Origin of the sequence: Aeromonas sp. 82P (genome assembly GCF_051919365.1) — a bacterium.
Classification (GTDB): Bacteria; Pseudomonadota; Gammaproteobacteria; order Enterobacterales; family Aeromonadaceae; genus Aeromonas; species Aeromonas veronii.
The window spans coordinates 2,803,926-2,823,649 of the sequence record NZ_JBQBEV010000001.1; the positions used below are offsets into that span (position 1 = coordinate 2,803,926).

Annotated in this window: 16 protein-coding genes and 7 tRNA genes; 6 read left to right on the plus strand and 17 right to left on the minus strand. The window is 60.9% G+C overall.

Annotated features, from left to right (window positions below; translation table 11 throughout):
• Positions 1 to 45 precede the first annotated feature (45 nt).
• The 3 genes from dnaX to ACTG2S_RS12800 form a co-directional block, all read right to left on the minus strand.
• Positions 46 to 2,586: a DNA polymerase III subunit gamma/tau gene (dnaX, locus tag ACTG2S_RS12790; protein WP_274160459.1), complete on the minus strand. Its 2,541-nt coding sequence runs from the start codon at positions 2,584 to 2,586 to the stop codon at positions 46 to 48.
• Between the two features lie 172 nt (positions 2,587 to 2,758).
• Positions 2,759 to 3,304: an adenine phosphoribosyltransferase gene (gene apt / locus ACTG2S_RS12795; RefSeq protein WP_005352403.1), complete on the minus strand. Its 546-nt coding sequence runs from the start codon at positions 3,302 to 3,304 to the stop codon at positions 2,759 to 2,761.
• 134 nt (positions 3,305 to 3,438) lie between these two features.
• A complete protein-coding gene (locus ACTG2S_RS12800; protein ID WP_064335934.1) occupies positions 3,439 to 3,816 on the minus strand; it encodes a YbaN family protein in 378 nt (125 codons plus the stop codon).
• A 123-nt stretch (positions 3,817 to 3,939) separates the two neighbouring features.
• Here ACTG2S_RS12800 and dusC point away from each other — a divergent pair, with 123 nt between their 5' ends.
• The 3 genes from dusC to ACTG2S_RS12815 all read left to right on the plus strand — a co-directional run bounded on the left by dusC (position 3,940) and on the right by ACTG2S_RS12815 (position 6,231).
• A complete protein-coding gene (gene dusC, locus ACTG2S_RS12805; protein ID WP_167569367.1) occupies positions 3,940 to 4,884 on the plus strand; it encodes a tRNA dihydrouridine(16) synthase DusC in 945 nt (314 codons plus the stop codon).
• A gap of 97 nt (positions 4,885 to 4,981) precedes the next feature.
• On the plus strand, positions 4,982 to 5,350 hold the full coding sequence (locus ACTG2S_RS12810) for a TraR/DksA family transcriptional regulator (protein WP_005333451.1): 369 nt from the start codon (positions 4,982 to 4,984) through the stop codon (positions 5,348 to 5,350).
• A 161-nt stretch (positions 5,351 to 5,511) separates the two neighbouring features.
• Positions 5,512 to 6,231, plus strand: coding sequence for a substrate-binding periplasmic protein (locus ACTG2S_RS12815; RefSeq protein ID WP_421323127.1), 720 nt, complete (start codon positions 5,512 to 5,514; stop codon positions 6,229 to 6,231).
• Positions 6,232 to 6,347: 116 nt separating this feature from the next.
• Here ACTG2S_RS12815 and yjjG read toward each other — a convergent pair whose 3' ends face one another.
• The 9 genes from yjjG to ACTG2S_RS12860 all read right to left on the minus strand — a co-directional run bounded on the left by yjjG (position 6,348) and on the right by ACTG2S_RS12860 (position 9,782).
• Entirely contained in the window at positions 6,348 to 7,028 is a 681-nt protein-coding gene (gene yjjG / locus ACTG2S_RS12820; RefSeq protein ID WP_421323128.1) for a pyrimidine 5'-nucleotidase, read from the minus strand.
• Positions 7,029 to 7,042: 14 nt separating this feature from the next.
• Complete coding sequence (locus ACTG2S_RS12825) at positions 7,043 to 8,542, minus strand: M17 family metallopeptidase (RefSeq protein ID WP_439983253.1); 1,500 nt, start codon at positions 8,540 to 8,542, stop codon at positions 7,043 to 7,045.
• Between the two features lie 171 nt (positions 8,543 to 8,713).
• Positions 8,714 to 8,790: transfer RNA gene (locus ACTG2S_RS12830), tRNA-Met, on the minus strand.
• Between the two features lie 87 nt (positions 8,791 to 8,877).
• Positions 8,878 to 8,954 (minus strand) — tRNA-Met (locus ACTG2S_RS12835).
• A gap of 87 nt (positions 8,955 to 9,041) precedes the next feature.
• Positions 9,042 to 9,118 (minus strand) — tRNA-Met (locus ACTG2S_RS12840).
• Between the two features lie 87 nt (positions 9,119 to 9,205).
• A tRNA-Met gene (locus ACTG2S_RS12845) sits at positions 9,206 to 9,282 on the minus strand.
• A gap of 87 nt (positions 9,283 to 9,369) precedes the next feature.
• Positions 9,370 to 9,446, minus strand: a tRNA-Met gene (locus ACTG2S_RS12850).
• 88 nt (positions 9,447 to 9,534) lie between these two features.
• Positions 9,535 to 9,611: transfer RNA gene (locus ACTG2S_RS12855), tRNA-Met, on the minus strand.
• Positions 9,612 to 9,705: 94 nt separating this feature from the next.
• Positions 9,706 to 9,782 (minus strand) — tRNA-Met (locus tag ACTG2S_RS12860).
• Between the two features lie 196 nt (positions 9,783 to 9,978).
• Between ACTG2S_RS12860 and glgX the strand changes: the two genes are divergently transcribed.
• Positions 9,979 to 12,042, plus strand: coding sequence for a glycogen debranching protein GlgX (gene glgX / locus ACTG2S_RS12865; RefSeq protein WP_058058466.1), 2,064 nt, complete (start codon positions 9,979 to 9,981; stop codon positions 12,040 to 12,042).
• 94 nt (positions 12,043 to 12,136) lie between these two features.
• Here glgX and ACTG2S_RS12870 read toward each other — a convergent pair whose 3' ends face one another.
• The 3 genes from ACTG2S_RS12870 to ACTG2S_RS12880 form a co-directional block, all read right to left on the minus strand.
• Positions 12,137 to 12,856 (minus strand): hypothetical protein, encoded by a 720-nt coding sequence (locus ACTG2S_RS12870; protein WP_088868835.1) that lies wholly within the window; start codon positions 12,854 to 12,856, stop codon positions 12,137 to 12,139.
• Between the two features lie 185 nt (positions 12,857 to 13,041).
• Positions 13,042 to 14,679 carry an ATP-dependent endonuclease gene (locus ACTG2S_RS12875; protein ID WP_005333463.1) on the minus strand — a complete coding sequence of 546 codons (1,638 nt, stop codon included), beginning with the start codon at positions 14,677 to 14,679 and terminating at the stop codon, positions 13,042 to 13,044.
• A gap of 262 nt (positions 14,680 to 14,941) precedes the next feature.
• Positions 14,942 to 15,820, minus strand: a complete 879-nt coding sequence (locus ACTG2S_RS12880) for a helix-turn-helix domain-containing protein (protein ID WP_100653632.1) — start codon at positions 15,818 to 15,820, stop codon at positions 14,942 to 14,944.
• Between the two features lie 168 nt (positions 15,821 to 15,988).
• On the opposite strand from ACTG2S_RS12880, the gene ACTG2S_RS12885 reads away from it, so the two are divergent.
• Entirely contained in the window at positions 15,989 to 16,906 is a 918-nt protein-coding gene (locus tag ACTG2S_RS12885) for a DMT family transporter (RefSeq protein ID WP_274160464.1), read from the plus strand.
• Between the two features lie 69 nt (positions 16,907 to 16,975).
• Positions 16,976 to 17,842, plus strand: coding sequence for a LysR family transcriptional regulator (locus ACTG2S_RS12890; RefSeq protein ID WP_274160465.1), 867 nt, complete (start codon positions 16,976 to 16,978; stop codon positions 17,840 to 17,842).
• A 76-nt stretch (positions 17,843 to 17,918) separates the two neighbouring features.
• Here the strand turns inward: ACTG2S_RS12890 and ACTG2S_RS12895 are convergent, their stop codons facing one another.
• Together ACTG2S_RS12895 and ACTG2S_RS12900 are read right to left on the minus strand one after the other, a co-directional pair.
• Entirely contained in the window at positions 17,919 to 18,695 is a 777-nt protein-coding gene (locus tag ACTG2S_RS12895) for a TSUP family transporter (RefSeq protein WP_005333472.1), read from the minus strand.
• 199 nt (positions 18,696 to 18,894) lie between these two features.
• On the minus strand, positions 18,895 to 19,650 hold the full coding sequence (locus tag ACTG2S_RS12900; protein WP_274160466.1) for a tRNA-uridine aminocarboxypropyltransferase: 756 nt from the start codon (positions 19,648 to 19,650) through the stop codon (positions 18,895 to 18,897).
• Positions 19,651 to 19,724: the final 74 nt, after the last annotated feature.

The window sequence follows — 19,724 nt, forward strand, 5'->3', positions numbered from 1 at the left end:
AGCCAAACTGCTTTTCAACCGGAAGCAAGCTCCCGGCCACGGAATTTAGCGGTTGAGTGGCTCGATGCTCTCGTGATGAAGCACGGCACCAAACCGCTGAACTAAAAACTGTACGTTGGGATCCTGCTCCAGATCCCGGGTCACCTGCTCGCGCACCCCGAGATAAAGGCGATGCTCGATCTCGAGCGGGGTCTCCTGGTCAGACACCACGCCGAGCGTCACCTCGACCTGCACCGGTTGCCCCAGCGCTGGTCCAATGATCTCGGCCAGATCGGCGCGCGCCTTGTCACTCACCAGATGGCGCTGCTCGGGCTTGAGGGTTAGCAGGACTTTATCCCCTTCCCGCGTCATCACCGAGTTGATGGCCAACTGACGCAGCCGCCCTCCCACCTGAGTGTGAGAGATCAACTCGGCCCAAGGGTCGCCGCAACCATTGAGCAGCGAGGAGGGGATAAGGCGAGTCGCCTCTCCCTCTTGCGGCTCGCTGTCGCTCTCGAGCTCATCCCAATCGATGGTCTCCATCACCGGCTGAGGGGGTTCGCTCTGCGTCACCGGTGCAGCAGCCACCGCCGTGGTGGCAACGGGTGGCTGGGTCGCAGGGGCGGGCGTCACCGCTGGCGCCGCAGCGCTGCGTTCACCGGGTCGATAGCTCGGCTGCCCGTCGAGATCCCAGGGTGGCAGATCGGTTGGCTGGGCCGGTGCCGTGACGGGAGCGTGGCTCATCACCTGAGTCTTCTCGGCAAATCCCTGGTTGAGATACTCTTCGTAATCGCCGTTATCAACCTGCGGCTCGTAACTGTCGCCATAGAGATCCACTGGCGGCAGATCATCATAGTGACCCATCGTCGCCATCCCCTGCCCGGCCGGTTGGCTGACCGGAGCAGGTTGCTGGGTGACGACTGGAGCAACAGCGGGCGCGACAGGACGCGCTGGCGCAACCGGCACTGCGCGCGGTGCGGGCGCTGCCGGGGCATCCTGACCACGCTGGCGGCTGCGCAGCATGTTTCGCTTGCCAAGCAGGCTCTGCATGCTCGATACCGCTGAAACAGCTTCAGGTGCGCTAACCGGCGCGGTTGTCGGCTCTAGTGCGGGCTGGATGCTGGCAGTCAGCGACTCGCCACGGGAATAGTCCGTATCGGCTGCGTAAGGCGCTCGATCATCCGCATCTGCGGGCTGTGCGGTTGAGTGCGCAGACACATCGGGCTGCGCATGTGGCAACGCGGGCTCGGGTTGATACCCCATGCCTGCGGCTTCACGCAGCAACTCATCCTGCTGGCTGAACAGCTCGGCGGCTTGCGCCTCCTCCTCGCTATCGGCGGGGTTGCCGATGTCATCCGTCATCGCAGGCAGGGAGACATCAACTGCAGGCACGGCGCCGCTGATCGGCGCCACTGCGGCCGATTCAGCGGCCGGGCGCTTTCCCGGCAAGGAGGCTACCGGAGTGGCATTGCTCGTCATTGACGGGGGCAGCGCAGTGAGGCTGGCTGGATGCAGGGCATCACGCCTTGGGGAGAAGGCGAGCATACGCAGGCAGGTCATCTCCAGCGCGGTGCGGCCATCGGGGGCCCAGGGAAGATCTTTACGGCCACCCAGCACGATCTGGTAGCAGAGCTGCACCTCTTCCGGGCTCATCGCCTTGGCCAGTTGCAGCAGGGAATCAGCATCCGCCCCCTGCTCCTGCACGCTGGCAGGCAGCAGCTGCGCCATGGCGATGCGATGGAGCAAACCTTCCAGCTCGGCGTGGAGCTGATCAAAATCGGGGCCCAGGGTGGCGATCTCGGTGATCTTGGCCATGGTCGCGGGGGCATCTTGCCGCAAAATGGCTTCCAGCAGCTGGTGCAGATGGCGGTGATCGAGCGTGCCCAGCATCGCCAGCACACTCTCGAGGCGCACGCTACCATTGCCGTGGGCCAGCGCCTGATCGGTCAGGCTCAGGGCATCTCGCATACTGCCGTCGGCGGCTTTGGCCAAGGCCAGCAGGGCGCGTGGTTCGAAGGGCTGCCCTTCCTGATCCAGCACCCATTCGAGCTGCTTGGCGATCTGGGTCTGATCCAGACTCTTTAGATGAAACTGCAGGCAGCGCGAGAGGATGGTAATGGGCAACTTCTGCGGATCCGTGGTGGCCAGCAGAAACTTCACATAGGGGGGCGGCTCTTCCAGGGTTTTCAGCAGCGCGTTGAAGCTGTGGCGCGACAACATGTGCACTTCATCGATGAGATAGACCTTGAAACGGCCACGGGCCGGGCGGTACTGCACGTTGTCGAGCAGCTCGCGGGTATCTTCTACCTTGGTGCGGGACGCCGCGTCAATCTCCAGCAAGTCGACAAAGTTGCCCTGATCGATCTCGCGGCAGGTATCACAGACACCACACGGGTGGCTGCTGATCCCCTGTTCGCAGTTGAGGCTCTTGGCCAGAATACGGGCGATGGTGGTCTTGCCGACCCCGCGGGTACCGCTCAGCAGATAGGCGTGATGCAGCCGTCCCTGATCCAGGGCGTTGGTCAAGGCGGTCAGCACATGTTGCTGGCCTACCACTTGTTCAAACGTATGGGGGCGCCATTTACGCGCCAGAACCTGATAGCTCATAAATCCATCATGCAGGGAAGACAGGGCATTGAGGCCGGATGCTAACACAAATGGCGGGCTGGCTGTATCGGCTATCGGTCAGAGCGGGAGGGATCGCTTGATTTTCAAACCGATGCCCGCAAGGGCACCGGTTCAATGCAGGCCCGATGCAGAGGATCGGGCCGAAGAGGCATTACTCGCCGGCCAGCTCGACCAGTGAGACTACCTTGATGCCAGCGGCAGTCAGGCGGGCATCGCCACCCAGAGACGGCAGGGAGATGATGAAGGCCGCATCGGCCACTTCACCACCGGCACGGCGGATCAGCTTGACGGTCGCATCGACGGTACCGCCGGTCGCCAGCAGATCGTCCACGACCAGCACCTTGTCACCGGGAACGATGGCATCGGTGTGCAGTTGCAGGGTGTCGGTGCCGTACTCGAGGGCATAGGACTCCTCGATCACTTCGCGCGGCAGCTTGCCCGGCTTGCGGACCGGCACGAAGCCCAGCCCCATGGCATAGGCAACCGGCGCGCCAAAGATGAAGCCGCGAGCTTCGGTGCCAACAATCTTGGTGATCCCTTGATCACGATAATGATTGGCCAGCAGATCGATGGTGGCCTTGAAGGCCTCGGCGTTCTCAATCAGGCTGGTGATGTCACGAAACAGAATGCCCGGCTTCGGATAGTCGGGAATGGTCTTGATGCTTGCTTCGATAAATTTCAGGGTTTCCGGATTCATGTGTTGACCGCTTATTTTTTTGACCCAGGGGTGGCCATTTTTTCTCAATTCCCTTCTGCGGGAAATAAAAAAGCCTGTCACGCAAAAATGACAGGCCGACTCCATAGCATTATTGCTGCAATAGCTTAGGGACTTCACTTCACCATTGCAACTGGCTCCAGCACCGGCAGGCGCATTAACCAGGTGAGCAGGATCACCATTATGATAACCAGCAACCCCTTGACCCACAGCAGTGGCACCACCGCCAGTGACACCGAAAAGGTGAGCAAAATGAAGATAATGGCGCGCCGTCTGGCCTGACGACGAATGCCGCGATACTGCTGCCAATCCACGATGGGCGGGCCAAACCAGGGATGGGTCAACAGCCAGCGATGAAAACGGGGCGATGAGCGGGCAAACAGGGCGGCAGCCAGCAACATGAAGGGGGTAGTCGGCAATAGCGGCAGCACAATGCCCACAATACCGGTGGCAAATGCCAGCCACCCGAGCGCCATCAGACACCAACGCTTCATTCCTTCTCCTTGCATGATTTATCTCCCTCTAGCCTAACAGAGTTTGAGCGGGTGCTGACAGCGGGCCGCAACCCCACTACAATCTGCGCTCTTTTTTCTTGCCACTCTCGTCGGAAAGCCGTTATGCGCGTTATTTTGGCCCCCATGCAGGGGGTACTGGATCACCTGATGCGGGAGGTTCTCACCTCCGTCAATGATTACGATCTCTGCGTGAGCGAGTTTATCCGGGTCGTCGATCAGCTGCTGCCCGCCAAGGTGTTCTACCGCCTCTGCCCTGAACTGCTGCAAGATGGCAAAACCCGCGCAGGCACCCCGGTGCGGGTACAACTGCTGGGGCAACACCCCGAGTGGCTGGCCGAGAACGCCGTGCGCGCCATCGAGCTGGGCTCCCCCGGAGTCGATCTCAACTTCGGCTGTCCCGCCCCTACGGTCAACAAGAGCAAGGGCGGTGCAGTGCTGCTCAAAGAGCCCGAGACCATCTACCGCATCGTCAAGGCGGTGCGTGACGCAGTACCCGCCCATCTGCCGGTGAGCGCTAAAATTCGCCTCGGTTACGACGACAAGGATCTCTATCTGGAGAACGCTCAGGCGGTCTTTCAGGGGGGCGCCAACGAGCTGGCCGTTCATGCCCGCACCAAGCGCGAAGGGTACAAGGCCCCCGCTCACTGGGAGTATGTGGACGCCATTCGCCGCGCCCTGCCCATCCCCGTCACCGCCAACGGCGAGATTTGGGATCACAAAGATGCCCTCGCCTGCGCCAGGGTCTCGGGTTGCGATGCCCTGATGGTCGGGCGCGGCGCCATCTCCCTGCCCAATCTGGCCAACGTGATGAAAACCGGCTGCCCGCACATGAGCTGGGCCGAGGTACTGCAGTTGATGGTGAGCTATACCGAGCAGGATCTGGCCAGCGAAAAAGCCGACTACTATCCCAGCCGCATCAAACAGTGGTTCAGCTATCTCAAGCGGGAATATCCCGAAGCGGACCTGCTGTTTCAGGAGATCCGGGTGCTCAAAGAGACGGCTCCCATCCGCGATGCCCTGCTGCAAGCAGCCAAAAGCCACGGCTAACCACGTTTAACTTGACGCATATCATCTTGATAGAGTTATCGGATCCCTATACTGCCCCGAATCTGTCGTCTGTCCTGTGGGGGATAATGTGTGTGAAATGACGCAAGCACAGTTGACTGTCTGGCGTAATCGCCTGCTGTCAGACTGGGCCCAAGTAAGAGAAACGCTGATCGGTCAGCTTAAAGCCTGCCGCCGTGACGAGTGGGCCGAGCAGGTCGGTCACTGCGAGCAGGATCAACTGGTAGAACTGACCAGCCGGCTGGATCTGCCGAAGGTAGAGCAGAGCGTGGCCCGCCTCAAGCGGATCGATGCGGCACTCTGCCAAATGGATCTTGGCCTCTATGGCCTCTGCTCCGATTGTGAAGAGCCGCTTTCCATCGAACAGCTGGAACAGGATCCGACCCTGCAACGCTGCCCGCGCTGTGAAACCCGTTATCGCAAGGGATTCCACGCCCACGAACTGTGAGGGATGCACATCTGTGCATCCACTCACCCCTCAGCACTGGTTACTCCGTCGTTCCTGTCCAATACTCAACCGTATCAGCCTGTTCGAGGGTATGCGTTGTGTACAGACTCTTGTTGTTATGGTGTTTGTGTTGCCAGGCTACGGCACAGGAGTCATTGGTCGTGGGCTGGGTCGACTGGCAGCCCTTCAGTTATCGCAATGAACAGCAACAGCTCCGCGGACTGGATGTGGAGCTGCTCAACGCCATCTTCCTGCGGGCCGGTTATCAGGCCAAATTCAGTGAAATGCCCTGGGCTCGCGTGCTGCACGAGCTGAAATTCGGCACGGTTCAACTGGCCATGTCAGCCAATATCACCACCGAGCGGCAGCAATATGCCCGCTTCAGCCACCCCTATCGGGAAGAGGAGACTGCCATCGTCATCCGTCGGCAAGATGCCGATCGCTGGCGCGGGATCACCACCCTCGAGCAGTTGATCAACACCCCCGACTTCCATATCGGGGTGCTCAAGGGCTTTGATTACGGCAATACCTTCCGCCAGTTGATGGCAAGGCCCGAGCTGCAGCCCCGTCTGCAGATGCGCCTGCGGCTGGATCAGCTGCTGAAAATGCTGCAAGGGGGACGGATCCAGGGGTTTATTCTGGATCCCCACGGACTGCAGGAGTGGCAGGGTAAGGATGGCGTGCAGGACAAGCTGTATATTCTGTTGCATATCGAACAGACACCGGTTCACCTGATGCTTAGCAAAGAGAGCACCACAGAGGCGCAACTGCAGCGGATCAATCAGGCTATCGATCAATTGAAACAGAGCCCCGACTATCAGCAGATCCTCGATCGCTACCAGTTCAGATCCCTGCATTCACAGGAAAACACTCATAAGTAAGGGGAGCATCAGCTCCCCTTACTGTCTCAAGCAAACCCAATCCTGTCTCAAACAACCCTGGTTGCAACTTGCCAGGACGTTTTGGTCACCGATAACGTGATGGTTAAACCTGGCTATCAGCGTCCCAGCACAATGTCGGCAAGGTGGGCGAAGTGGTGGATTTCGTGTGTGGCATCGCACTCGCCCGCTTGCCGCGCCGGGTTGTACCAGCAGGTTGCCAGCCCCTGCGCCGCCGCCCCGGCAATATCGGTTTTCGGATTATCCCCCACCATCAGCACCCGCGCAGGATCCGGCTGCCCCATCAGGGAGAGGGTGTGCTGGAAAATAGCTGGCGCCGGCTTGGTCACCCGGATCTCGTCGGAGATCACCAGCGGCTCGAACCACTCGCTCCAGCCCAGTTTGCCGAGCCGCCCCCGCTGAGGCACGCTGAAACCATTGGTGATGATCCCCATCCGCACCTTGCTGCGCAGCTGCTGCAGGGTCTCGAGCACCCCTTCGAGAGGCATGCTAAGGGCAATGATTTGCTCCAGAAAGGTGTTGTTCATCGCCATGGGATCGGCGGAAACCTGCTGGGCAAAGAGGGAGAAGCGGGTCTGCTGCAACGCCGTTGCATCGATCTCGCCGTCGTTGTACTGCTGCCAGAGCCCGTGGTTGAGGGCGTGGTACTGCGCCATGCTGGCGTCATCAGCCTGTACGCCATAGATCTGCAGGGTGTGCGTCAGCGCAGAGGCGACCGGAAAATCGAGCAGGGTTTCATCCAAATCGAACAGCACCCAGTCATAGCTTGGTTGTTTCACAGAACTCCTTGTTATCATTCAGATTGTTCAGAGGCTTGGCGACCAACTCTGCCAAGCGGGCTGGCCAGCAGATCCAGCGTGAGGCGCACGCCAAAGCCGGTCACTTCGCTGGAGACTACCCCATTGCCCCCCTTGTTGCGAAAACCGCTCAGGTCGAAGTGCAGCCAGGGGGTCTGCTCTGGCACGAAGTGGGCGAGGAAACGGGCCGCATCAATGTGATCCGGCGAACTGCCCGGCGCACATTGCAACAGATCGGCCCACTCGCTCTCGATGTTGTCGTCGTAATCGTCATCAAGCGGGAAGGGCCAGACTCGTTCACCGCTGCGCTGACCCAGATTGACCAGCGATGTCATCCATTCGCTGCGATTGGTAAAAACGCCGCTGTAGCGGCTACCCAGCGCCCGTTTGCAGGCCCCGGTCAGGGTTGCGTAATCAAGCAGCAGATCCGGGGTATCCTGCACCGCCATTGCCAAGGTGTCGGCCAATACCATTCGCCCTTCGGCATCGGTATCGACCACCTCGATGGAGGTGCCATTGATGGCAGTCACCACCTCGCCAGGACGATAGGCGTGAGGGCCGATATGGTTCTCGGCAATGGCCAGCCAGCAGTGTACCTCGTAGGGTAGCTGAGCTTGGCTGATGGCGTAGAGGGCCCCCAGCGCCACCGCGCTGCCCCCCATGTCCAGATGCATGCCATACATGCTGCCGGAGACCTTGAGGTTGTAACCGCCAGAGTCGTGGCAGATCCCCTTGCCCACCAACGCAATGCGGCGCACCGGCTTGGGTGGGTAGTAGCTGAGCTTGACCATGGCCCCCTGATTGTCTTCCGAGCCACGAGCAACGGCCAGAAACGCCCCCGCCCCCAGCTCGGCCAGTTGCGCCTGATCATAGTGATGGCACTGCCACCCCTCATCTTGCGCCAGCTTGCTGACAAACTCGCGATAGCTGGCGGCCGTCAGCTCGGAGGCAGGCAACACCGCCAGATGGCGAGCCAACCCGTTACCCCCCGCTTCGCTGTAAAGGCGCGCCAAGTCCAGCACCACCGCGGGTGAAACCTTGATCTGCTGATAGCTCCAGCTGCTTTCACTGCGGCGCTTGCTGGTGGGCAACGAAATATTGGCGGCAAGCAGGGCCGACAACATCACTTCGGCCAGCATCACTCGCTCGGAGGGGGAAAAACCTTCCAGATGCAGCCCGAGCCGCTCCACATTAAGCCCAGAAAGAGGAGCAATCCAGCCTCTGATCTGTTTATAGAGGCTGTGATCCCGCGTCACACTGCCGGCCACAAACATCACCTGCAACAGGGTATTGCCATGCATCAGGGTAAAGGGCGCTTTTTTCCCCAGCGCAAGCTGGGTCTGGAGACCCGCAAGAGCGGGCAGCGAAAGCAAGGACTCCTTCTGCTCTTCGGCGATCAGCAGCAGTTGCAACGGCAGCCCTTGGGCAAGGGCTTCGGCCAGCGTGGCATCCCGGCTTTCAATAGCAGGAGGAAGATAGGTGAAGGGAGTGATCACAGGCGCGTGCCTCATCCATGAAGAGATACCTGATGATACCCAACAAATGGTTGATACGACCAGTTTTGGTCTTGAAAAAGCGTCAGAAATAGCAGCAATCACCAGATGGTGACGAGCATCAAGAAGGATTGTTCAATGATTGGCAATGCAGGAAGGGAACGTACAGAAAGTTGGTTGCGGGGGCCGGATTTGAACCGACGACCTTCGGGTTATGAGCCCGACGAGCTACCGAGCTGCTCCACCCCGCGTCCGAATTGTCACCCTCAAGCCGAGCAGTAGCTTGATGGCGTTTGTCTGCTTTCGACTGTTTACACAATCGCAGGCTGACGAAAAGTTGGTTGCGGGGGCCGGATTTGAACCGACGACCTTCGGGTTATGAGCCCGACGAGCTACCGAGCTGCTCCACCCCGCGTCCGAATTGTCGCCCTCAAGCCGAGCAGTAGCTTGGTGGCGTTTGTCTGCTTTCGACTGTTTACACAATCGCAAGCTGACGAAAAGTTGGTTGCGGGGGCCGGATTTGAACCGACGACCTTCGGGTTATGAGCCCGACGAGCTACCGAGCTGCTCCACCCCGCGTCCGAATTGTCACCCTCAAGCCGAGCAGTGGCTTGGTGGCGTTTGTCTGCTTTCGACTGTTTACACAATCGCAAGCTGACGAAAAGTTGGTTGCGGGGGCCGGATTTGAACCGACGACCTTCGGGTTATGAGCCCGACGAGCTACCGAGCTGCTCCACCCCGCGTCCGAATTGTCACCCTCAAGCCGAGCAGTGGCTTGGTGGCGTTTGTCTGCTTTCGACTCTTTACACAATCGCAAGCTGACGAAAAGTTGGTTGCGGGGGCCGGATTTGAACCGACGACCTTCGGGTTATGAGCCCGACGAGCTACCGAGCTGCTCCACCCCGCGTCCGAATTGTCACTCTCAAGCCGAGCAGTAGCTTGGTGGCGTTTGTCTGCTTTCGACTGTTTACACAATCGCAAGCTGACGAAAGAGTTGGTTGCGGGGGCCGGATTTGAACCGACGACCTTCGGGTTATGAGCCCGACGAGCTACCGAGCTGCTCCACCCCGCGTCCGAATTTTTCTCGAAGTGGCCGAGCAGTAGCCAGTTCGATTTCTCCTTTTCCACCAACCGGTTACACCGGCTTGACTGGTCAGGATCTCAGATGGTTGCGGGGGCCAGATTTGAACTGACGACCTTCGGGTTATGAGCCCGACGAGCTACCGGGCTGCTCCACCCCGCGTCTGAGGTCGCCAATAATAGGCGCCAGCGCACAGATTGCAAGTAAATATCTCAAAAAAAGTTTATTCGTAGATTAATCGGACAAATAGTGCGGTCATTAGCAGCATCATGCTGTTTTTTCAGGCAATCGAGTCCTTGCCAGGCATCCGGCACTACACTCAATAAGGTGAACACTCCTCATTTTGGGTAGGTAGAATATGCGCATCTCCGCCGGTCACTGCCGTCAGTTGGGGGCCACACCCGACAGTAACGGCGTCAACTTCGCGATCTGGGCACGCCTCGCCAGCCGGGTCGAACTACTGCTCTTCGCAAGCGCAGACGATGCGACCCCCGAGGTGATCCCCCTCTCCCCGCGCCTAAACCGCACCGCCTACTACTGGCATATCCATGTGGAGGGGATCTCGGTCGGGCAACGTTACGCCTATCGCATTCAGGGCCCGTGGCGCCCATATGGCGGCACCCGCTTCGATGCCGAGAAGGTGTTGCTCGACCCTTACGGCCGCAGCATCGAGCTTGGCGCCAATTACGATCGATGGGCGGCTGCCCGTCCAGGCAGCAATCTGGCTTGTTGCGCCAAGAACAAGGTGGTCGATACTCGCCACTACGACTGGGAAGGAGACAAACTGCCCGCTCACTCCCTCTCCCGCTCGGTGATCTACGAGCTGCATCTGGGGGGCTTTACCAAGTCTCCGAGCTCCGGGGTCGATCCGGCGCTGCGTGGCACCTATCTCGGGCTGATTGAGAAGATCCCCTATCTGCAATCTCTCGGTGTCACCGCCGTCGAGCTGCTGCCGGTGTTCCAGTTCGATCCTCAGGATGCGCCCAAAGGACTCTCCAACTACTGGGGTTACAGCCCCATGTCCTTTTTCGCCCCCCACGCCCAATACGCCTGCGGCGATGATCCGCTGACCGAGTTTCGCGACATGGTCAAGGCGCTGCACAAGGCCAATATCGAGGTGATCCTGGACGTGGTTTACAACCACACCGCCGAAGGGGGAGATGATGGCCCCACCTTCTCGTTTCGCGGCATCGACAACGAGGCCTACTACATCCTCGACAACAACCAGAAGGACACCAACTATTCGGGCTGCGGCAACACCTTCAATGGCGCCCATCCGGTGGTGCTGCGGATGATCATGGACAGCCTCCACTTCTGGCGTCAGGAGATGCACGTCGATGGCTTCCGCTTCGATCTGGCGGCCATTCTGTCGCGGGACGAGTCGGGTCAGCCGCAGGCCAATGCGCCGACCCTGCGCACTATAGATACCGACCCCAACATCGCCGACATCAAGCTGATTGCCGAAGCCTGGGACGCGGGGGGGCTCTATCAGGTGGGGTCACTGGCCGGCGCCCGCTGGCGTGAGTGGAACGGCCAGTTCCGGGATGATGTGCGCCGCTTCCTGCGCGGGGATGACAACAGCGTCACCGCCTTTGTCGAGCGGCTGTGCGGCAGCCCCGACATCTACCACTATCACCACGCCGATCCCGAGAAAAGCATCAACTTCGTTACCTGCCACGACGGTTTTACCCTGTGGGACTGGGCCAGTTACAACAGCAAGCACAACGAGGCCAACGGGGAGGAGAACCGTGACGGCTGCGATCACAACTTCAGCTGGAACCACGGCCATGAAGGGGTAACGGAAGATCCCCAGATCAACGCCCTGCGGATGCGCCAGGCCAAAAACATGATGGTGGCGACCCTGCTCTCGGTGGGATCCCCCATGCTGCTGATGGGAGACGAGCTGCTGCGCACCCAGCGGGGCAACAACAACGGCTACTGCCAGGACAATGCTACCTGCTGGATGAACTGGCTGCCCAATGCCCGCAGTCAGGAGATGTTCCGCTTTATGAAGGAGCTGATCCAGTACCGCAAACACCTGTTTCAGCGCCCGGAACAGGAGAGCATGCCGCTGTCACTCACCGAGATCCTGCGCCACAGCGAGATCTGCTGGCACGGGGTCAACGCCGGGCAACCGGATTTCAGCCCCCACTCCCACGCCATCGCCATGTCGGCGCTGTCGAGCGAAACCAAGCTGGCGCTCTATGTGCTGTTCAACGCCTACTGGGAGCCCCTCACCTTCAACCTGCCGAGCCCCCCCAAGGGGGTCGGCGGCTACTGGCGGCGGATCCTCGATACCGCCCTCCCCTCGCCGCAAGATATCTGCACCTTCGGCATGCCGCTGGAGGGATTGACCCGGGAATATCTGGCCCAGCCGCGCAGCAGTTGCCTCTTTATCTGCGGGGCCGACGACTTCTATTGATCGATAGCTGCTGCTTGATTGCTGCGATTCCTGCAAGCCAGATATACAAAAGCCCCGAGTGTTGGCTCGGGGCTTTCTCTTTTCAGCGCCAGTGTCAGATCAGCTGGTGCAACACACTGGTAGCGGCAATCTGGGCGATCAGCAGGCCACACAGGGAGGTAGAGACCACCACAGGCGCGGTATCACGCTGCAGGTAGAGCGGGCTGAACCAGAGCAGCAGAGAGGCCACCAGCAGCGCTGCCTGGGTCACCACCGCCGGGATCAGGGCATCGAGATTGGCCTCACCCCCTTGCCAGCCCACCAGCACTGCCAGCCAGACAAGGCTGGCCATCGCCCCCACCAGACCGGCCAGCGGCAACAGGGTGTTGAATGCCTTGAGACGATGACGGGCCCGCAGCAGCATCAGGTGGGCAAAGGCCGCCCCCAGCATCGCCATCTGCAGCAGACCGCTCACCCAGCCCTGCAGTTGCAGCAGCCCGATGCCATAGAGAGCGAGCGGCAACGCCGGTAGCCAGAGCAGTGTCGAGGGGACTGAACGCTTGCCCTCCAGCCGTGACTGGGCCAGTGACAAGCCAACCCCGAGCACCAGTGCGGCCCCACCACTCCAGATGAGCCAGCTGGCCGCCTTGGCCTCGACCGCCAGCATCAGGGAGAGCGCAGTAATGACCCAGATGGAGAAAAGCTGCTGACTGATGCGCGAGCGCTGGCCGGGGCAGATATCACCGCGCCACAGCACGATACCGAGGGCGATCAGCGCACCAAGCGCCATCAATCCGGTGAGAGGAAAGAGCCAAAAAGGGAGTTGGACGAACACGACGCCTCCAGCAGTAAAGATTCGAGGTGCGCCACCGGGGGCGCCAGAGAGGGGCGAGTATACCCAAACCGGCGGCTATCCCCAATCGCGGGCAAACAATCCGGGGCAATTTGCGCCAGCAGGGCCCACCTTGAAGGGTGCCCTGCTGGCAGCCATGTCCATAGGGACGGGATACGGCGCTGGCTTTAGCCCTGACCGCGGGCCAGCGCCACCACCCGGGCAAACATCTGGCGGATCACCGGCGGAATATGCTCGGCGCCGAGCCGCTCCGCCTCTTCCACCACCGCCAGCGCCATTCCCGGCTTGCTGCGGTGATGAATAGCCTTATTGATGATGTGACTGGCGCTCCACATGGCGCGCCCGCCCACCCCGGCTTCGCGGCGAAACACAGCTTCAAAACCGTTGTGATAGAGGTAGTGCTCGATGTCGGCGGCAGGGAGCTGGGTCAGTCGGTCCCGCTCCCGCTCTCCCTTGAGCTGGCCCCGGGCCGAGGTGGCATACTTGAGCCCCGCCTCGTCGCCATCGGTCAGCAGGTGCCACTCGATGCCAAAATCTCGCGCCACCTTGATGAGCGGCGACTGGCCGCACTGGGCAAACTCGATGATCCGCACCCCTTCGGCCCGCAGACTGTAACCGCAGATCTGGGCCAGCTCGGAGAGCAGCCAGATCTCGGTCTCCCCCTCCACCAGCAGCCAGCAACGGGCAAACAGCGACATGGGGCGGTTGATCCGCACATGGAAGGCGATCTTGCGCAGATCGTCGCTGCTGTAACGCTCGCCCCCTAGCTGGTGACAGAGGATATCCTGCTGACGGCGCACCAGCCGCCGCACCTGATTGAGCGGCAGGGAAGAGAGCAAGTCCCCCGAGTTGGTGGTGAGCAGCTTCTGGCCCGGTAGTTGTTCCAGCAGCCCCCACGCCAGCGCCAGCATGGTCGGGTGCAGCCGGCTCTCCGGGTCCTCCAGGATCATGATGGGACGGGCCCCCTCCTCCAGCTCCCGGTTGCCACGCGCTTGCAGCAGGGTAGCCGCCATCCCCGCCATCGCCAGCTGCAGCGCACGGTTATCGGCGCGGCGCAGCAGGGTATGAAGGTTGCCCGGATTGCGCAATGTCATTGGGCGATTGATGATGTCACGCTGACTGCGCGGCTTGTTCTTGATGGGGGCCAGAGCGTTGAAGTAGTGATCCATCAGCTGGCGCACCGCCTGCAACGCCTCTTTGAGCTCCGGCTCGCCGATCCGCTGGGGTTCGTCGATCAGCTTGTCCGCCAGCTCGCTCAGGCGATGCTCGGAGAGATCTCCCCACTGCAATGTCTCCACCCCGTTGCGAGCGGTACGGGCGTCCCGCAGCCGGAACACCGGGTTCATGGTGATGAGCATGCAGACCAGCTCGTGGGTATTGGCGATGGGCAAGCTCTTGCCTACCCCGTCGAGAAAGTCGTGAATGGTGAGCACAGAGCCATCCGCCTGCAGCTCGGCGCTGGCGCGATAGTGAATGCGGTGGAATTTGTCCTTGTGCAGCACCCAGGAGGGGCAAAGACGGGCCAGCCGACGGGAGTGCTGACACATCTGGGGTCTGTGCTCACTGAAGGTGAGCACCAGTTGCAGGTGGCGCGCCGGGGCCAATTCGGGATCTTCCGGTTGGTGAAAATCCTCGGCGGTGAACTGATAGGGCTCGGCATCCTGCCCCAGCAGACACCAGAGGGCGCGCAGCAGGCTTGATTTGCCCCAGGTATTCTCACCGATCAGCACCGTTGTCTGATCGAGCCCGAGCGACAGGCGATTTATACCGCGAAAACCTTTGACTTCAATACGTTCCAGAAACATCCAGCCATGTCCACATCATTGTGATGGGGCAATAGTGGCAAAGTTACCGGAAAAATCCTATCGCAGGCGGTGCTTTTTCAACGTGAACTGTGAGGCACTGCAGGTTCGGGAGGGGTAACAACAGCGGTGCGATCTTGCGGGGCATTCCAGTGGCTGAACCAGAGATGACGGGTACGGATTTGACGTTTGCGATAATTCAATGGGCATTCCTTTCAATGGATAAGTGGTAGAGAGTACACCTCTTTTGCCCAAAGTCTCAGGGTTATCTGTGACGGGAAGATGACAATTGCGCCCGCCACTGCCCCGGCGTCAAACCAAACGCCTCGCGAAAACGATTACCGAAATGAGCCTGGGAAGAGAAGCCACACTGACTGGCGATACTGGCCAGCGGCTCGGGGCCAGCCAACAGCTGCTTGGCCCGTTTGAGCCGCAGCCCAAGCAGATAACGATGGGGCGGGCAGCCGAGACTCTGACCGAACATGCGGGCAAAGTGATACTCGCTCAGCCCCGCCTGCTGCGCCAGCTCTGCCAGCGTGACCGAATCGGCCAGATGGGCCTGCAGATACTCCTGCACCCGTTTGATCACCACGGGCGCCAGCCCGCCGCGTAGAGGCGGCAAACCGGGAGCCTCCTCGGTGTGGTGGCGGTAGGCGTGGAGGATCAACATCCAGGCGCCGTGGGAAAGTGCCAGCCGATCGACCCCGTGCTGCCACTGCAGTTGCATCAACTGGCGCTGCACCAGTCCGGCCGCCTGCGGATCGTCGATAAAGGTCTTGTCCACCAGTTGCAGGTGGCGCCCCTCCTTGTCACACGCCTCCTCGGCGATACGGGTGAGGTGAGCCGGGGTGAAGTAGAGATGAAAGAAGTGAAACTCTTCGCGCACCAGCCACTCGGATCTGTGGTGATCCGGCATGATGCACACCTTGCCGGTGCCACCGTGGCCACCCGGCCCATCGAGTCGCTCGGTCTGCTCGCCTCCTTGCAGATAGACGCTCAGGGTGTGGTGGCCCGGCTTGTGGTAGCGGGTCTGGTCATAGCAGTTGCGCCAACTGGCGACGCCAAGCCCGGGTTCGAGCCAGCAAGCGTCCTCCAGCCGGGCGCCGGTGCTGACCAGTGCATCAAATACCCCTGCTGTTTTCATTCGCCCCTGCCGCCTGTTCCGGTGTACATGTTATGCCGCTGCCATCCATCTTACCGACCGCGCCCGCAGATGACAGCGCGTGACGATGAAAAACCGCAAGATGGTGCAATCCAGCCATCAGGGCTCGCCCCATAGTGGGTCATCTCTCCCTGACTCACCGGAACTGTGATGAATCTGATGCTCTATCTTGCCACCGTGCTTATCTGGGGCAGCACCTGGATTGCCATCGCCTGGCAACTTGGCCCCATCCCCATCGAGGTGTCGGTGCTCTATCGCTTCCTGCTGGCAGCGGTGGCACTGTTTGCACTGCTCACCGCCAGCGGCCGCTTTCCGCGCCTCCCCTGGCACGGCCAGCGTTACGCAGCACTGCTCGGTGCCCTGCTCTTTTCCACCAACTTTCTCTGCTTCTACCACGCCACACGCTATATCCCGAGCGGCATGTCGGCAGTGATCTTTGCCAGTGCCAGCATCTTCAACGGCCTCAACCTCTGGCTGTTCGAGAACAAGCGCCCCACCCTGCGTTGGCTGCAAGGCTCCTTGCTGGGGCTCTTTGGCACCCTGCTACTGTTCTGGCCGGTGCTGGCGGATGCGCAACTCGGTGCAAACGGCTGGAAGGGGCTGCTGCTCGCCTGTTGCGGCACCCTCTGCTTTTCGCTGGGCAATCTGGTCTCGGCACGGGGCCAGCGCCACGGCTACCACGTACTGCAACTGGTGCCCTGGGGCATGGTTTACGGCGTGGTGCTGTTGCTGGGCTGGGTCACATTGCTCGGGCAGCAACTGGTGGTGCCGACCGATGGCCACTATCTGGCGGCCATGGTCTACCTCGCCCTGTTTGGCTCGGTGATCGCCTTTACCGCCTATCTGACGCTGGTGGGGCGCATCGGTGCCAGCAAGGCCTCCTACGCCACTGTGCTCTTTCCGCTGGTGGCGCTTACCCTCTCCACCTTTTACGAAGGTTTTGTCTGGCAGCCGGTCTCGGTGGCCGGAGTGGTGATCAGCCTGATCGGCAATCTGGTGATCTTCGCGCCGCCCTTAAGCGAGTGGCGCATTCGACCGGCCAAGACAGCAAACGACCCTTGCTCCTGAGCCAGTCAGCCCCTAAGGTAGCGCTGATCAATCTGTGACGATCCTGATGGCGATAAACAAGGGGGCGAGATGTTACTGGAAGGGCTGGAGACGCTGAGCCTGCTGGCAAGCGAAGGGACCATGGCCAAGGTGGCCAGTCGCCTCTATATCAGCCAGTCGGCGGTGAGCAAGCGAATTGCCCAGCTGGAGCTGCGCCTTGGCAAGAAGCTGATTGAGCCGGAGGGGCGCCAGATCCGCCTCACCCCGCAGGCAAAGGAGCTGCTGGAACGAGTGGCCCCGAGCCTGGCAGAGATGAAAGGAGTGCTGGCCGATAGCCAGGATCTGGCGGATCAGAGTCCCCTCCCCATCGCCTGCTCCGAAACCCTGCTGGCCGGTTATCTCGCCAACTTTATGCGCGACTATCTGGAGCGCGATCCCCACCTTGCCCTCTCTACCCACCACACCCCGGTCATTCTGGCGCGGGTGCGCAGCGGTGATGCCCTGCTCGGCATCTGCGCCGGTCGGCTCCCGCCCGGCCATGGCCTTGGCGCCGATCTGCTGCTTGAGGAGCCCTTCTATCTGGTGGGCGAGGCGCAGCAAAGCCTGCCGCCAGCCAGCGTAGAAAGCAGGCGCAAGATCCTCACCATGGATCTGGAGAACCCCTCCAACCGCTACCTGCGCGAACCGTTGGCTGATTTAGGACTGGAGCCCGCCATGGAGCTCGACTCCTATCTTGCGCTCATCGAACTCGCCAAGGCGAGCATTGGCCCTGTGCTGCTCCCCGCAGGCCTGCTGGCGCTGGTGGGAGAACAGGGGGAGATGGCGCACCCACTGCCCGGACTGGGCCGTCCCCTCCATCTGGTCTACCGGCAGAGCAGCCTCAAGCGCGAGCGGATTGCCCAGCTGGTGAGCGCCCTGCACCAACACTTTAGCCACCGCAGCGACACACCGAGCTAGCGCTGTAAAACACCAGATGTGACAACGGGGCCCTTGGGCCCCGTTAACAATTGCGATGCGGCAAGCAAGGCGCACATCAGATCCAGGCAAACAGCTCCGGATACTGGCTCCAGACCAGCTTGGCAGACATCAGCAAGGAGACGGTCACCAGCAGCGGCTTGATCAGCTTCACCCCTTTTTTCAGCACCATCTTGGAGCCAAAGCGGGCGCCGATAAACTGCCCCAGCGCCATGCAAAAACCGACACTCCACACCACCTTGCCACCGAGCGCAAAGAACAGCAGGGAGGCGATATTCGAGGTGAAGTTGAGCAGCTTGGTATGGGCGGTGGCGCGCGCCATGCCAAAGCCCGCCAGCGCCACGAAACCGATGGCAAAAAACGAACCTGTGCCCGGCCCGAAGAAGCCGTCATAAAAGCCGACACCGCCCCCCACCAGCAGCGCAAACAGCATGGGAGTCAGACGGCGGGAGCTCTCGGCATCGCTTACCCGCGGCGAGAAGTAGAAGTAGCAGGCAAAGGCCATCAGCAGGAAAGGGAGCAGGCGCTCGAGAATGGCGGCGTCTATGGTCTGCACCGCCAGCGTGCCGATAGCCGCACCGATAAAAGTGCAGATCACCGCAGGCCAGATCATGGCCCACTCCAGCAGCCCCTTGCGGGCATAGAACCAGGTGGCGGAGAAGGAGCCAAAACTGCTCTGCAGCTTGTTGGTACCGAGCACCAGCGCCGGGGGCATGCCGGTGGCCAGCAGGGCCGGCACCGTCAACAGGCCGCCGCCACCGGCGATGGCATCGATAAAGCCGGCGACAAGCGCTACACCGAACAGGGCAAACAGGGTAACCAGTTCCAATTCCATCCATAGACCTCACGAGAGTGGGTTGCCCGAAGGAGCAACCGGATATAACCAAAACGACGTTGTGCGGGGGGCTGCACAGGCTGTCCGCTATCCTAGCGGGCCACTGACCATGAATCTAACGAAACAGTGGCAGCCAATTGATTCCTGATTTTCATTACTTTGAGCGGCCACGTCCCTGGCCCAACCCTCAGAGTGCCCGTTAGCAAGCCGTTGAAGCGACGTTCGCTTCCTTGATGGCCGCCAGCGCCTCACAGAGATGATCCTCATCGGCACCGGGGAAACGGCTGACCCGACCGGCCATGTAGCGGCTGCTGAACAGATTGAACCAGTGCTGCAGTGCCTGCCCCGCCTTGAGCTCTCCCGCCACTTCCAGCACGCAGGCCGCCACTTCGGCGGTGCAGAGGTGCTCCTCGCTGTTGGCCACCCGCATGCCGTAGGTGGAGAGCGCATCGGGTTTGATGGCAAGCACCGGAAAACCGTCCAGGTAGGGGCTCTTGTTGAACATCTTGCGCGCCTCCGGCCAGGTGCCATCGAGCAGGATAAAGAGCGGTTTTTTACCCGGTGTCAGCGTCACCTCGCCGGTCAGGCGGGCAGGCTCCTTCTCGCAAGCGGGAAAGACCACATAGGGCTGCCAGGTGGGATCGGCCAGCAGGGCCAGCAGCTCGGGATGGGGTTGGGTGCGCGACCAGAGAAACGCCCAGGTGGTATCCGGCAACACATCGGCGATCAGGCGACCGGTGTTGGAGGGCTTCATCGGCTCGCTGTCATACATCAGCAGGCAGAAACCGGCCTCCGCTTTGAGCTCGGGGCGCCACTCGCAGGCACACCAATCCTCGCGCAGCTGACAGGCCGGACAGCGGGCCAGGGAGCCGCCACGGGCAAGAAACGGTCGGGTAGAGATACTCTTGCGCCAGGCCCGCAGGCGGTTGACGGCGTGATCAGGAACAGGCTTCATCTAGGTTCACAACTGGAGTCAAAACAGGAACGGCAGCGGTGCCAACATGTCATGGCGCCACAGGGCGCGATAAC